Source organism: Amphibacillus jilinensis Y1, from assembly GCF_000306965.1.
Classification (GTDB): domain Bacteria; phylum Bacillota; class Bacilli; order Bacillales; family Amphibacillaceae; genus Amphibacillus_C; species Amphibacillus_C jilinensis.
In genome coordinates this window covers 133222-147689 of record NZ_JH976434.1, presented here as the reverse complement: position 1 = coordinate 147689, position 14468 = coordinate 133222, and the positions used below count along the sequence as shown (strand labels likewise).

Annotated in this window: 9 protein-coding genes and 2 riboswitches; of the genes, 5 read left to right on the top strand and 4 right to left on the bottom strand. The window is 37.6% G+C overall.

Features of this window, described 5'->3' with window-relative positions; translation table 11 throughout:
* Positions 1–267: 267 nt before the first annotated feature.
* Together B494_RS0101140 and B494_RS0101135 are read right to left on the bottom strand one after the other, a co-directional pair.
* Positions 268–2301, bottom strand: coding sequence for an ABC transporter ATP-binding protein (locus B494_RS0101140; RefSeq protein ID WP_017470518.1), 2034 nt, complete (start codon positions 2299–2301; stop codon positions 268–270).
* Positions 2298–4043, bottom strand: a complete 1746-nt coding sequence (locus tag B494_RS0101135; RefSeq protein ID WP_017470517.1) for an ABC transporter ATP-binding protein — start codon at positions 4041–4043, stop codon at positions 2298–2300. The genes B494_RS0101140 and B494_RS0101135 overlap by 4 nt, the downstream gene beginning before the upstream one ends.
* A gap of 933 nt (positions 4044–4976) precedes the next feature.
* On the opposite strand from B494_RS0101135, the gene B494_RS0101125 reads away from it, so the two are divergent.
* Together B494_RS0101125 and B494_RS20050 are read left to right on the top strand one after the other, a co-directional pair.
* Entirely contained in the window at positions 4977–6038 is a 1062-nt protein-coding gene (locus B494_RS0101125; RefSeq protein ID WP_017470516.1) for a C45 family autoproteolytic acyltransferase/hydrolase, read from the top strand.
* A 576-nt stretch (positions 6039–6614) separates the two neighbouring features.
* Positions 6615–7520: an immunoglobulin-like domain-containing protein gene (locus tag B494_RS20050; protein ID WP_017470515.1), complete on the top strand. Its 906-nt coding sequence runs from the start codon at positions 6615–6617 to the stop codon at positions 7518–7520.
* 390 nt (positions 7521–7910) lie between these two features.
* On the opposite strand, the gene B494_RS0101115 is transcribed toward B494_RS20050, so the two are convergent.
* Positions 7911–8711, bottom strand: a complete 801-nt coding sequence (locus B494_RS0101115) for a VLRF1 family aeRF1-type release factor (RefSeq protein ID WP_017470514.1) — start codon at positions 8709–8711, stop codon at positions 7911–7913.
* 656 nt (positions 8712–9367) lie between these two features.
* Complete coding sequence (locus tag B494_RS0101110) at positions 9368–10156, bottom strand: SDR family oxidoreductase (protein WP_017470513.1); 789 nt, start codon at positions 10154–10156, stop codon at positions 9368–9370.
* A gap of 176 nt (positions 10157–10332) precedes the next feature.
* Positions 10333–10435: riboswitch (SAM riboswitch) on the top strand.
* Between the two features lie 144 nt (positions 10436–10579).
* A riboswitch (SAM riboswitch) is annotated at positions 10580–10685 on the top strand.
* Between the two features lie 146 nt (positions 10686–10831).
* Here B494_RS0101110 and B494_RS0101105 point away from each other — a divergent pair.
* Genes B494_RS0101105 through B494_RS0101095 form a run of 3 tightly spaced genes read left to right on the top strand, consistent with a single transcriptional unit; the run spans position 10832 to position 14467 of the window.
* Positions 10832–12613: a PLP-dependent aspartate aminotransferase family protein gene (locus tag B494_RS0101105; RefSeq protein ID WP_017470512.1), complete on the top strand. Its 1782-nt coding sequence runs from the start codon at positions 10832–10834 to the stop codon at positions 12611–12613.
* A gap of 21 nt (positions 12614–12634) precedes the next feature.
* Positions 12635–13615, top strand: coding sequence for an aliphatic sulfonate ABC transporter substrate-binding protein (locus B494_RS0101100; protein ID WP_017470511.1), 981 nt, complete (start codon positions 12635–12637; stop codon positions 13613–13615).
* A gap of 12 nt (positions 13616–13627) precedes the next feature.
* A complete protein-coding gene (locus B494_RS0101095) occupies positions 13628–14467 on the top strand; it encodes an ABC transporter permease (RefSeq protein WP_017470510.1) in 840 nt (279 codons plus the stop codon).
* Position 14468: the final 1 nt, after the last annotated feature.

Below are 14468 nucleotides of genomic sequence, written 5' to 3'. Positions count from 1 at the left end.
CAACTACCCATCAATGGAAGCAGAAGGTCGTAGATTAAAGTCGGCACATCTTGTAAGAAGGAATACAGCCTAAGATCGCCACGTCCTGTGGCAACGCCTGCATGACCTGCATCCTGTAGGCCCACGTCTACATGACCTACGTCCTGTAGCCCTTCGTTCACTGATTAAAGGGGCGTTTTATAAAAGATAAATCCTTAGCCTTTCCAAAACAGGCCCCCTCATAAACAATCAAGGGGGCTGCTTGTAAGGTTAAGGATTAATTAATAGTTACGAAATGATTTTTTCTGTTACGCTATCTTGTTGCATTTTATACATTTGGTAATAGTTTCCGTCTTGTTCAACTAATTGATCATGGGTACCATGTTCAATGATATGTCCTTTTTCTAAGACAATAATTTGGTCAGCATGTTGAATCGTTGAAAGACGGTGAGCGATAATGAGCATCGTTCTTCCTTTTGCTAGCACGCTCATGGCTTGTTGAATCAGTCTTTCTGTCTCTGAATCAATATTGGCGGTGGCTTCATCTAAAATTAATACAGCGGGATCGAAAGCTAATGCGCGAGCAAAAGATAAGAGTTGCCTTTGACCGGTTGAGAATGCATTGCCATTCTCAATAACGGGTTGATCATATTGTTTTGGTAGCTTTTCAATAAATTGATCTGCACCAACCGCTTTCAAGGCTGAAATAGCTTGCTCCCTGCTAATGCTGTCATCATTTAAAGTAATATTTGAAATGATGGTTCCACTAAAAATAAATGGATCTTGTAAAACAATGCCGATCTGCTGTCTTAACTGTTGTCGTGCTATAGTTGAAGTATCCAAACCATCCACTTTAATCTTTCCTTTTTGTGGATCATAAAAGCGGAATAAAAGATTCATAATCGAACTTTTTCCTGAACCGGTATGACCGACAAAAGCGACGGTTTGTCCGGGGGTGGCTAGAAAACTAACATGATTTAAAATATAGTTTTCTTTTTCATAAGCAAAACTTACATCGTCAAACTCGACGCCTCCCTTGATCGGTTCAAGACCTTGAGCCTCGATCGACTCACCGTCTGTATTTAATAATTCGAAGACACGATCTGCTGATGCTCTAGCCTGCTCTAACTGTGGTAACTGATTAACAATTTGACTTACCGGTTCAAATAATCGTGTTAAGTAATCAGCAAAAGCGTAGAGAACACCGGTTGAAATAAAACCTTCCACTGTAAGGACACCATTACCAAAAAACCAGATAAATCCGATAAAAGCAATGCTTCTTAACACATTGACAAGGTTATAGGATGTTAAAGCAGATAAAGCAATCATTTTTTTCTGATAATGAAAATGTCGTCCATTTAATTGCTCAAATTCTGCTTGTCGTTCTTTCGTTTGTCGAAAGGCTTGAATAATTGGCATCGTTTGGATCGATTCATTGATCGAACCATTAATATCGCTGTTGACCGAACGAATCAATCGATTATAGTGTCCAGCATATTTTTTGTAAAATTTCATCCATAGAAACAGAATCGGAATCAAGATCAAGCAAACAGATGCAAGGATTGGGTTTAATAAATACAAAGCAATAAAAATACCGATCATATAAATAAACCCATTGATAAATGTTTCGAGAACTTTCACATATAACTCTTTAATCGCTTCCGTATCATTTGTGATCCGTGCTAAAATTTTGCCCGCTGGTCGATCAACAAAATATGGAAGCGGTAATGTTTCAACTTTCTTAAATACATCTTGCCGCATCTTTTGAATAATTTTATTAGCGTGGACTTGTAAGAGATATGTCTTAAAGTATTGAAAAAAGGCCGCGATTATAATCAGTCCTAAATAGATCACGATAAGCCTAATAATCGGCGTCAATTCTGGTTGGAAAAATTGATAAAGATCATTAGTTGTTAATCGGTTCCCTGAAATAATCTCTGATTGTCCGTTTACTGTAACGGATAATTGCTGGTCTTGGTTTAATTCCACATCACTGTTTAAGGGGAACTGTCCTTCGATAAAATAATAATTCCGTTCAGATTGAATTAATGTGTAATAGTCGACCACTTGATCTTGATCTGTCACACGGTCTGCTCTTTTGAAATATTTTTGTTGGTAAGAGACGGCACCATCTTGATCTGATGTCAATTGGGCCCATTCTGTTTCTATCCCAACAATATGATGATCAATAACTGTTTTAGCAATAAATGGACCGGTTAACTCAAGTGATACAGCAACAATTAAACAAATTAAAGCAAAAGAAATGATTTTTTTATTAGACAGTGCATAGTTGAATAATTGTTTTTCTGTTGAAGGTTTCACGCTCTCACCTTCCTTTCCATTTGTTGTATGTCAAATTGCTCTTTATACCATCCACCTTTTTCAATTAACTGTTGATGTGTACCGTGTTCGATGATACGTCCTTTATCGATAACGATAATTTGATCAGCATGTTTAACGGCAGACAACCGGTGTGCTGCAATTAAAGTTGTTTTACCAGCTCGCTCTTGTTTAAGATGATCAATAATTGTCGTCTCTGTTTTTCCATCTACTGCGGATAAAGAATCATCCAGAATAATGATTTCAGGGTCCATTAATAGGGCACGCGCTAAAGAAATTCTCTGCTTCTGCCCACCTGAAAGTGTGACACCACTTTCTCCGACTACTGTGTCTAGTCCTTCCGGCAATGCATCAATATCACTTTTTAATGACGTAGAGGCTAATACATGGTTAATATCCTCAAGTGATTTTTCACCGCATCCGAACACAAGGTTTTCCTTTACTGTTTTAGAGAATAAAATGTGCTCCTGTGGAACATAGCCAATCCAACTTCTTGTATCGTCTAGATTGAACTGGTTAATGGGGTGCCCATTAATGGTTAACTGTCCAAATGGTGGAGGATACTCTCGTAACAGTTGCTTGAATAGCGTCGTTTTACCTGCACCTGTTTTCCCAACGATGCCGATTGTCTCTCCACTTTTAATCGTTAAATTAATATGTCTTAATTGGATATCATCACTTTCAGGGTAAGAAAAATCAACATCCTTAAAAACGATATTTTTAAGCTTTGAAATCTGTACTGGCTGATCAGGGTCAACAACATCTGGTTTTTGCTTGAGTATATTTTCAACGCGATCAAGTGATGCATTTCCACGTTGCATAATGTTTATTAGTTCGCCGATCGCAAACATCGGCCAAATCATCATCCCCAGATAAACATTAAAAGAAACGAGGTCACCAATCGAGATTTGGTGATTCATGACCATTAACGTGCCATAACCTAAGCCAATCGTATAAGATAATCCAACGAGTATTTTCACCGTGGGTTCAAAATAGGCTTCCATTTGGGCAACAGCTTTGTTCTTTTGAAATACCGTTTCAGTCATATCCGAGAAGCGTTGCTGATCACGTTGTTCTTGAACGAAGGCACGAATCACGCGAACACCACGAATCGACTCTAGTGTATAATTATTTAGTTCACTAAATGCATCCTGTGCATCGGTAAATCGTTGATGGATCACCTGACCATATTTGTAAACAATGACAGCCATGATCGGCATTGGAATAAGGGCTGCTATCGTCAGATTCCAATTTATTGAGAAGCCCATCATTAAGACTAAAAAGGACATGAACACCGTTGAATCAACAAGAGTGAGGACACCAAAACCAGAAGTGGTCATGATGGCTTTCAAATCATTTGTTGATCGTGCCATTAAATCACCAGTCCGATTTGCACCGTAAAATCTCGGATTCATTTTTAAGAAATGTTCCATTAATCTTGAACGTATTTGCCGTTCCAGTAGGATAGCTCCCCCAAACAAGTTGTAATCCCAAATAAACATAATCGTATAGTTCAACACCATAAGTACCAAGAAAATAAAAATGATCATCATTAGTTTTTCTCGTGTTAACTCATTAAATTGTATAAGATCGATCGTCATTCCAACCAATCTTGGTGGGATAAGTTCAATAAAATTGACTGTAATTAAAGCGATGATTGCAATCGTATATCGAGCCCAATGCTCTTTAAAAAACCATGCTAATTTGTAAAAAATTGAAAACATTATATTGATCTCCTTTCAAAAATTCCCCATATTGTAAGCTAACCACTCCATAACCGTTTAAATCCTTTTGCCGATTGGATAGATTTGCAATTATTCATTTTAAAATTCCTCCTTATGTTTAGTGCGTTAACATTGATCAAATAAAATAGCGCAGATGTCCGTGACATCTGCGCTGTTGAATATACCGATAGATCGATAAAAGGTATATTTATCCTAAAAAGGAACACAAAAAGAGGCCACATCTATAATAGTGACCTCTTTAAAAAGTGCTTTCACCTTAATTAACAGAAAATATTCTGATCCAGTTAGATCCAAATTGAATACATTCTTCTTAATTAAAGGCTGAAAATAAATGAAATAATTAATAGATATTACCTATTTCAATCAATTATGACAAAATGAGGCCACGATATATTTTGTTTTAGTCCAAATTTGGGTTGCATAATAGTTAACAACATCATCATGACCTCCTTTTTAAGTTTAATTTAATCAATGTTTTTTTATTATATATACAAATGAATGTAACGTCAATAAAAAATGGAAAAATAAATAATTAAGTTGTAAATTTAAACGAAGAAATTGGTAAGTGAAGTGTTTTACCGAAGCACTACATGTATTAGTGATTAATGTACGGATTTTTCTTATCTCGTTAAGCTTTTGTCCCAGCCCCAGTTCCAATCAGTAAAAGCGTTTTCAATCTGTTGATTGGTAGCTAAGTGGATCAAGGCATTAGCGTCTGTTAATTCCCGGCTAAATAAGATGCGCTTTACGCTCTCTGTTATGGCGGACGTTGATGTTATGATTACAGATTATTTAATGTTAGCGGATGTCTGTATATCATCAAGGACATCACTTGTAGTTATAATAAGCTAATTATTTGCACATTAATAATGGTTTTCTTTAAAGTAGGTATAATATTAAGGGGGGAAGAAAGTGAAAGTCTTTTCTGAGGTGATCTCTTTTCGGGGAACACATGGACAATTTGGATATCAGCAAGGTGTTAAGTTAAGAGAGTCGCCAATCATGCAAAATCGAGAAAAATTACATGCCAAAAGATATAAGACACATTTTTCGACACATGTGGAAAAAGGCTTGCGATTATTAGATCATTTTGCGCCAAAGCTCCGTTTTGAAATCGAAGGATTAGCTGACGCTCTAGAGATGACACAACAAGAAGCTGTTCGTTCCTTTGCTGGTTATTATTTAGAAATTGGTAAGAGTGGTTGTTCTATAATGACGGGCGACCAATATTTTGTGAGAAACTATGACAGTCATCCAAATGGCTATGAAGGGCGTTATGTTCTTTATCAGCCTACTGATGGGGGCTATGCTTCCATGGGACCATCCATGCAAATAACTGGTCGAATAGACGGTATAAATGAGAAAGGGTTAGTGATGGGTTATAACTTTACTAATCGGATTGGTTCTGGTGATGGCTTCATTTGTAATATGATTGGCCGCATGTTATTAGAATATTGTGCAACCGTTGAAGAAGGGGTCCAGCTATTAAAAGCTATCCCACATCGTACGTCATTTTCTTATGTATTGATGGATCGTTCAGGTCAATCATTAATTGTTGAAGCGAGTCCACGCACTGTTTTGACAAGAATGGCTAATGTATGCACCAATCATTTTGAATATTTAACTAAAGAAAATCGTTATCGTAACGATGAATCCATTAGCCGGATGGATCGAATCAATCGACATTCGCCATCTCATCTGAAATCTAACCAGGCGTATCAAATATTTAATCATCGCTCTCATGCGATTTTTTCTAATAAGTATCAAGCGTGGTCGGGTACATTGCATACCAGTTTATATCAACCTAGACAAGGTAAGGGGTGGATTGGTCTTGGTGCAAATCAAAGACCAGTCGTATTTGATTTTAATCGCTTTTTAGCAGGTGAAGTCATTCGAGTTCGTCGCATTACGGGTATATTAGAAAGTGATGTCCCTTTCATTAATGATCCGAATTGGTCATCCTTACATAGTTAAAAGCTTTAACCTGTTTCATAGTATCGATACTGAAAAAGTTTGTAAATCGATAGCTTACCTTAATAGACGCAGGCTTGTTGAGCGTCTGTTCTTGCTTTTCATTCGATGGTTTAACAGTTATTATCATTTTCTTCACCCCATTATCCTTGTTTTACACATACTTTAAGTTTATCACAGATAACTGTCCGCAACACAGCTACCTCAAAAATAGAGTACAGAGATAAGTCAATATAGGCGGATGCTAACGGACGCTAATATTCTGATTTATTCAACTAACAATCAGGGAGTGGGTAAGATCGTAGACTAAAACCGCCATGTTCTGTGGTAACGTCTGCATGACCTCCGTCCACTGCTTGAAGGCTCGTTACAAGAAATGGAGTCTAATAATGACAGATTAACTGTGAAAAAAGTCTAAACAAATCGCGGTCGATTATAAACGGCATCATATGACTCGCTTAAAGCTTAAGCTATGCGAATAACCACAATTATATAGTATGAAAATTCTAGGATTAGGGTATCGTTAACTGTAACCTACTTGACCGAGAGACGACTGATTATTAAAGGGAGTGTACAATGATGCTTAAGAATAGACTGCTGTACTTGCTTTTTCTACTATTATTAGTTGCCTGTGGACAGGCAGATTCAAGTCAAGGAGATCATCTGAATTGGCAAGACGGACAAGGGGAGCTACCAAGTAGGGTAGGTGAGGAACAAGAAGAGGGGAAATTTCAACATCTGGATTTTAAGCAAGCGTTTCAAGATCAGGCATATCTAGCTGAAATGACGCCGTTCAATGCACCAACGGGAAAATGGTTTATGCTTGATGGTGAAGGCGAATTTGGCTATGGGCTAACAACAGGATATCAGGCGCCTGAGTCAGCAATCAATATCGATTTAGTCAATCATCAAGATGACAATATATCATTTGGCCATAATATTCGTGTCCGCCTTGAGAAAGTTGATCAAGACTTTGATACAATTGAGTTGTTAATTGATGAAACCGTGTATATAGATGAAGTGGTTGAAGAAGAGTCAATATTAGACGATCATCTTCCAAGTGAAGAAAATGTGCTGTATGTGTTGAGTGCAGAGGTATTAAATGAAGCAGGCGAAGTTGAAGATACGTTATTAGGCTTAATTGTAGCTGTATCAGATGAAATGAATGTCGCGATGTCTTTGGATCAATCGCACTATAATCAAGATGAAGAACCAACCTTAACTGTTAAAAATTATGGTCCGACCCAGCTCATGCTGGGGATGCATTATGCTATCGAAAAGAAAATTGATGATGAATGGAAGGTTGTTCCACTAGATCTTGCTTTTATTGAGATTGCCATTATATTAGGTCCTGGTGATTCACATCAACAGTCGATAGAAATAGCTGAGCTTGAGCCAGGGGAATATCGCGTTATCAAAGATATTCAGGCTGAGACGTATCAAGATATAAGGGCAACCTTAGCTGTTGAATTTATAGTTGATTGAATCAAGTAGAATAACTTCAAGAAAGAGGTTAAATCCTATATTTGGGTTCGTTGTCAAATGCCGTTGGTGAGCATTATTGCCGACTATTTTATAAGTGCATGTCACAAACATTCAAGTCAGATAATGTTGCTTGAATGTTTGCTTTGTTAAACGAACAAAATGGATTTTTAAAAACACAAGAAAGCAAAAGAACGAATAATGTCATTATCGCTAAATAAAATACGTCCCAGCCTTTGTAAAGGTGACTGCCGAATCTTTATAGAAAGACGAATGATCAAAAATGGATCATTCGTCTTCATCTTTTAGATTTGTTTTGATCTAATGTTTTTTAAATATTGTTTAATGTGTGTTTATCTCATTCGAGTAGATTCAGAAACGTGTGTTGCCCATCTAATGTATGGTTTTTATAATCTCTGTTTCTTTACTGTCAAGCATATTCTTATCGAGGAAACCATTAATAGGTTTATTCATTTCACCAGCTAGTTCTTGTGTTTCTTCACTACTTCCAATTAAATGTATATATTCCCAGTTGTGGTCTTTAGCTAATTTATCAAGCTTTGGTGCAATCTGTTTATACCAGCGATGGCGATTGGCTTCAAATCTAGCAATAAATTGCTCGCGCTTGGTACTTTTACCACCAGATCCAACGGTAGCACGGGCACGGTGAGGACCCGTATGTTGCCGCCAATCTTCTGTATCTAAATCTAGCTCATAGAAGTAAGTATTTATAGGACGACCCAACTCAGTTTCAACAATTTTGATTGCCTCTTTTTGTATGAGAATTATACCTGTTTTTGGAAAGTCGTGATGTAATTGAATAAGCTGATCAACTTTCGCAATTTCCTCCCAAAAGAATTCAGTTTGTACGGGTACTTGAAACCGCTCGGCAAACCAAGTTGACTGATCAGGCGTTGCAAATATGATGACACTTTTAGCTAATTCAAGTTCGTGTTCTGCCATGTAATTTTCAACTTTACGTTTTATTTCACAAAAATTTTCTAATTCCTCTTTATCACCGTCATTTTCTAAATATTTTTCAAAACGTTGCAAGCCATTTTTTAAATGAATTTTCCATTCGCCACCTTGTTGATCAGGATCGGCGGGATCTGTGTTTAAATACATGGTAAATACACGCTTTGGTTTCTCTAGATAAATACGTTCTAGTCGCTTTATTTCTTTATTTAAATCCATACGTTGCATCTACTCCTTTATTTAATAATAGCTTCCTATAGTTCATTACTAACCTAAAATAAAAGCTGTTAAACCTTTGTTCAGTAAAGTCTTACTATATTAGAAAAGCTGCTAAAAAATAATTAGAAATACGTTATGTATCTAAAATAGATAGCGGTTTAAGAGAATAGCTGTGATAACAGTAAGACCTTTTTGATGTTTTCTGACCAAGCAGAAGAGATGATGCGGTTTTATGTTAATATTTCGATAACGCTGAGATTAATGAATTACAACGTTATTTCACACTGAAACAGGCGAAAAGGATAAAATACAACAAGCTGTCTTTACTATCCAAAGACGATCCCATCTGCACCGATAGCCTCGTTGATCATCTATTTGATTTTACACCATCACCTTTTGCCGAATGCGGTTCGCTTTAAGGATTTGAATGTTTAATAACGGGTGAAGAAATATTGATGCCTCATGATCAATATGAGTCAAATGAGAAGTTCATTTGGATTAAGTTTATCACAGGTAAGCCTCCGTAAAATACCTGTCTCAAATAGCGAGCAGAGCTAACCTATTGAGGCGGGAGTTAACGGCCGTCCTGATTCACTCAACTACCAGTCAGTCGGGAAAATGCATTGCCTCACTGATTGAAGTTTCGTTTTATTTGATCAAAGTAATGTCGAAGCACCATCAATATATACTTCAGTTCCCGTAATATGTGCGGAAGCATCAGAGGCAAGGAAATGTACAAGGTCCGCGACTTGTTCTGGTTTCCCTCCTTTTCCTTCTAATGGTTGATTTCCTTCTGGGTATTCTACAGGTATATTTACTTTTTTAAGGTTTTCATCTTCTTTAAATGTATTTTTACCAATATTCGTCTCAATTTGACCAGGACAAATGATGTTAACACGAATGCGATATTCTGAGAGTTCTAAAGCAGCCATTTTACCGAAGGCCATTTGTGCGGCTTTACTTGAACTATAGGCAGACATACCGATCGCAGAAAACTGTCTATTTCCATTAATAGAACTTGTGATCACAATACTACCTCCACGTTTTTTTAAATATGGAATCGCATATTTGGTTGTGAGGAAGGTCCCTTTTAAATTGGTTTCTAGTGTTTGGTCCCATTCTTCTGGGGTAATATTTTCAATTGGTGCGACCTTACCATTAATTCCTGCGTTGGCAAATACGATATCAAGTTTACCAAAATGTTCAATAATCGCTTTTATAGCTTGTTCAACCTGTTCAGGGTCACGAATGTCGGTTTCTGCAATGACCGCTTCTCCACCATGTTTGATGATGTGCTTTTTCACTTGTTCTGCGTCTTTCTCGTTTATATCGATTAATCCAATTTTTGCTCCTTCAGTGGCAAATTTTAAAGCCGTTGCCCTACCAATACCTGAGCTTGCACCTGTAACAATTGCTACTCGATCCTTTAACGATGCGGTTTTCATATCTATTCTCCTCCATTGCGTTTTAAACGTTTTATCTCATAATTAAAGTTCTTTTATTAACTTATTCTTCGTATACCCACTTTAGCTTTATTTACACTATTTTTTAAAAAAGTATGCATTTCCACTAGACAGTTTAATTATTTATGTTATAATCTGTTTAATCAAAAAATTTAAAAAATTTATCAAGAGTGGACGAGAGAACTGGCTCATTGACTTCACGGCAACCTACATCATGTAAGGTGCCCCTACCAGCAAAGCATGTGCTTTGGATGATGATTGAATATCGGTTGAAAATTCCGCCTTCATCATTCAAATGAAGGCGGAATTTTTATTGTTTTAAGATAAAATACTTAATAATTTGAGCACACGGTCATTGGTGTGAAAATAGAAGTGACGTGAATTTTTGAAAAATATAACAAATATTACTTATCTAGAGTGATGGAGGGACTGGCCCGATGAAATCCGGCAACCATTAAACAGCTGTTTAAAAGGTGCTAAAGCCAGCAGACGAATGTCTGAACGATAAGAAGAGCCTGTTTAGTGGAGCCCTCTTCTTAAAGAAGGGCTCTTTTTAAATGAGATGTACACAAGAACAAAATGACTGGTGAAAACAAAAGATTATAAATTTAAAGTCTAGTAAAACAGGCTTTAATTAACTTATTGGGGGAGTTAAAAATGACTGACAATAATAATAGTTATGCAATTGAGACTGTCGCATTACACGGGGGACAATCACCTGATCCTACAACGGGATCACGTGCTGTGCCTATTTATCAAACCACTTCATACGTTTTTCACGATACTGAACATGCAGAACGCCTTTTTGCACTTGATGAACCTGGTAACATTTATTCGCGGATTGGTAACCCAACCGTCGATGTGTTTGAAAAACGTATTGCTCTTTTAGAAGAGGGAGTTGCAGCTGTCGCAACTTCTTCTGGAATGTCTGCTATTACACTATCGATTCTTAACTTAGCGAGTGCTGGAGATGAGATTGTTGCAGCAGTTAATTTATATGGGGGCACTTACAATTTATTCGCTATTACATTACCGAGGTATGGAATCAAGGTGAAATTTGTTGATCCGACTGAGCCGGAATCGTTTGCAACGGCAATTACGAGTCAAACAAAAGCTATTTTTGGTGAAATTATTGGTAATCCAAACTTACACGTGTTTGATGTTGAACGTGTCTCGGCGATTGCACATGCTCACGGTGTACCGTTAATTATAGATAATACTTTTGCGACACCGTATTTATGTAAACCAATTTTACTAGGTGCAGATATTGTTGTTCATTCGGCAACGAAATGGATTGGCGGACATGGAACGACGATTGGGGGTGTGATTGTTGATGGTGGTCGTTTTAATTGGCACTCAGAGAAGTTCCCAACGTTTACAGAGCCTGATCCAAGTTATAACGGCATACGGTATGCTAACGACTTTGGGACATTAGCATTTATTACAAAGGTACGTGTCCAATTATTGCGTGATTTTGGGGCAGCATTAAGCCCTTATAATGCATTTCAATTACTTCAGGGGTTAGAAACTTTACATTTACGTGTGCAACGCCATAATGAAAATGCATCATTACTCGCGAATTATTTGAACAATCATCCCGCTGTTGACTGGGTTGATTATCCAGGGTTAACGAAGCATCCATCACATGATCGAGCAAAACAGGTTTTAAATAACGGCTTTGGATCTATTATTGTTTTTGGCATAAAAGGCGGACGTCAAGCGGGCAGAAAATTAATTGATCATGTTGCCTTATGGTCACATGTTGCGAATGTAGGCGATGCTAAATCGTTAATTATTCATCCCGGTTCAACAACACACCAACAATTATCGAAACAAGAACGAGATGCGACTGGTGTTCGGGAAGAACTTGTCCGTCTTTCAGTTGGCTTAGAATCGATTGATGATCTCATCCATGATTTAAATCAAGCCTTAATTCAAGCAACTAATCAAGGTGATCACATAAAAAAAGCTATTGTTATTAATGATGAAGGTGTGATTAAGTGGGCATTAAACTCACCTTATAAAGAAGGCGATGGTCAAAAGCAATCGAAAACTATAGCTGTCGTAGGATTAAGTGGTAAAGAGGCGAGGCCGAGCTATCGTTTAGCACGAAAAATGCAGCGATTAGGCTACAAGATTATTCCAGTTAATCCTCGTGAGACAGAGATTCTTGGAGAAAAAGCCTATCCGGACTTAAAGAGTATTCCAGAGCCCATTGATATTGTTCAAGTGTTTCGTAGTCCAGAAGCAGCAATAGGTGTGGCTGAAGAAGCGATAGCAGTTAGACCAAAAGTTTTTTGGCTGCAAGAAGGTGTTGTATCGCCTAAAGCGGCGGAAGTGGCAAGAGCAGCTGGTATAGAAGTGGTGCACAACCGTTGCACTTATAAAGAAGCTCAGCGTTTAAGAGGCACAATTTCAACTTATGCTTGCGAACTATAAATCAAATAGGGGGAATAGGAGATGAAAAGTAGATTAATATATGGGGTTATTTTGTTAGGGATATTAAGTTTAATAATGGGGTGTGACCAGGATTCTAGTCAAGATCACCCTGAAACAATTCGGTTGGACTATGCCCATTACTCACCAACGAGTTTAGTATTAAAAGAATTTGGCTGGGTAGAAGAAGCGTTTGAAGATGAAGGTATTGAAGTTGAATGGGTCTTCAGTCAAGGGAGTAACCGTGCTTTGGAGTTTTTAAATAGTAATAGTGTGGATTTTGGTTCAACAGCAGGAGCAGCAGCTCTAATTTCAAAGGCAAACGGTTCTCCTATTGAGAACGTTTATATTTATTCCAAACCAGAGTGGACTGCACTTGTGACATCAGGCGATTCAGATATTTCAAGTCTTGAGGATTTAAAAGGAAAGACTGTTGCAGCAACACTTGGGACCGATCCTTATATCTTTTTGCTTCGTGCATTAGCGGCCGAGGGAATTGATGAAAGCGACATTGAACTTATTAATTTACAACATGGTGATGGAGCATCGAGCTTATTATCAAATCAAGTCGATGCTTGGGCCGGTTTAGATCCACATATGGCAAGAGTTGAGTTAGAATCAGATGCTGAATTATTTTATCGCGAGCCTGATTTTAACACTTATGGTTTTTTAAATGTTCATCAGGCTTTTGCGGAAGATTATCCCGACTATGTCGATCAGATCATAAGTCTTTATGAGCGAGCAAGACAATGGGTGATTGATCATCCTGAAGATGCTGTTACTTTACTAGCAGAACAAGCAGAGATCAGCGAAGAAGTGGCTGCCATTCAATTAGAACGTAATGACTTTTCGGAGCCTATACCAGGTGACATCCACTATCAAGCGTTAATTGAGTCTGGTTTGATTCTTCAAGAAGGTGAAGTTATAGAAGCGGATGCCAACATTGAACAACTTGTAGAAGAATTAATTAATCCATCATTTGCTGAGCGAACGATCGAGCGATAGGAGGGTTAGGTTATGGCAAAGACGAATACTGAAATAAAAGCACGCTATGCTATGAAAGTATCGGCAGATCATAAAAAAATCTGGTCATCATTTGAGCGGCTATTACTAGGTAGCATATTGCCGATTGCTTTGATTATTACCTGGGAAATAGTGAGCCAATTAGGTTGGGTCGAATCTTATCAATTGCCGGCGCCAACAGCAATACTGGCAAGACTAACAGAGTTAGCTAGTTCCGGAGAATTAACCCAGCATATTTATATTACGGTTTATCGGGTCTTTGCTGGATTTTTATTAGGAACGGGCATTGCGGTTATCTTTGCTTTACTTGTCGGTTTTTTAAAGAAAGCAGAATATGTCTTTGATCCGATCATTCAAGCTTTTCGATCGATCCCTTCACTAGCATGGGTACCATTATTTATCCTTTGGATGGGTATTGGTGAGTCATCAAAAATCACTATGATTGCAGTTGGTGTTTTCTTTCCAGTCTATTTAAATTTAGTTAGTGGCATTTTAACAGTTGATCGTAAATTGATTGAAGTTGGCAGGATGTATCAACTTTCTCTATTTCAACAAATCTATCGGATTATATTGCCCGCAACACTCCCAAGTTTTCTGGTAGGTCTACGCAGCGGTCTAGGTTTAGGTTGGATGTTCGTTGTTGCAGCAGAGCTAATGGGGGCCAGTCAAGGACTCGGATATTTGCTTGTATTAGGTCAAAATACTTTAGCACCAGAAACGATTTTAGCTAGTATAATTTTATTTGCAATAATCGGAAAACTATCTGATTGGTTACTAAAGGTGTTGGAATCAAGATTATTAAGATGGCAAGATCGCTTTGAAAGGGGGAGCTAAG

Excerpts from the sequence above, each read along its gene's own strand:
- B494_RS0101135 (WP_017470517.1), bottom strand. The coding sequence starts at position 4,043 with ATGTTTTCAATTTTTTACAAATTAGCATGGTTTTTTAAAGAGCATTGG.
- B494_RS20050 (WP_017470515.1), top strand. The coding sequence starts at position 6,615 with ATGCTTAAGAATAGACTGCTGTACTTGCTTTTTCTACTATTATTAGTT.
- B494_RS0101115 (WP_017470514.1), bottom strand. The coding sequence starts at position 8,711 with ATGGATTTAAATAAAGAAATAAAGCGACTAGAACGTATTTATCTAGAG.
- B494_RS0101110 (WP_017470513.1), bottom strand. The coding sequence starts at position 10,156 with ATGAAAACCGCATCGTTAAAGGATCGAGTAGCAATTGTTACAGGTGCA.
- B494_RS0101105 (WP_017470512.1), top strand. The coding sequence starts at position 10,832 with ATGACTGACAATAATAATAGTTATGCAATTGAGACTGTCGCATTACAC.
- B494_RS0101100 (WP_017470511.1), top strand. The coding sequence starts at position 12,635 with ATGAAAAGTAGATTAATATATGGGGTTATTTTGTTAGGGATATTAAGT.
- B494_RS0101095 (WP_017470510.1), top strand. The coding sequence starts at position 13,628 with ATGGCAAAGACGAATACTGAAATAAAAGCACGCTATGCTATGAAAGTA.